The organism is Cellulomonas humilata (assembly GCF_013359775.1).
Lineage (GTDB): Bacteria > Actinomycetota > Actinomycetes > Actinomycetales > Cellulomonadaceae > Cellulomonas > Cellulomonas humilata.
Map to the genome: position 1 here is coordinate 1 of NZ_JABMCI010000050.1, position 320 is coordinate 320.

Consider the following 320-nt stretch of genomic DNA (forward strand, 5'->3'; position numbering starts at 1 on the left):
GCCGGCGTCCCGGCCAAGCTCGCGTGGACGGCTGCCTTCGGTCTCGTCGTGACGCTGGTCTGGCTGTACCTGGAGCTGCTGCGGATCTTCGCGATCCTGCGTGGCGACTGACCTGGGTCAGAACTGACTGACGTCGGCCCGGGTGCGATGATCGATCGCACCCGGGCCGACGTGCGTCTGCCCGACACCCGCCACCCATGGGAGCGCAGGACAGTGAAGTACGCGAAGCACATCTCGGAGCTCGTCGGCGGCACCCCGCTCGTCCAGCTCACGTCCGTGACCGCCGGCCTGACGGCGACGATCCTGGCCAAGGTCGAGTA

1 protein-coding gene is annotated in these 320 nt (G+C 68.4%); it reads left to right on the forward strand.

The window, feature by feature from the left end; translation table 11 throughout:
• A partial coding sequence (locus HP550_RS04340; RefSeq protein WP_175346368.1) for a Bax inhibitor-1/YccA family membrane protein occupies positions 1 to 111 on the forward strand: 111 nt, incomplete at its 5' end.
• Positions 112 to 320: the final 209 nt, after the last annotated feature.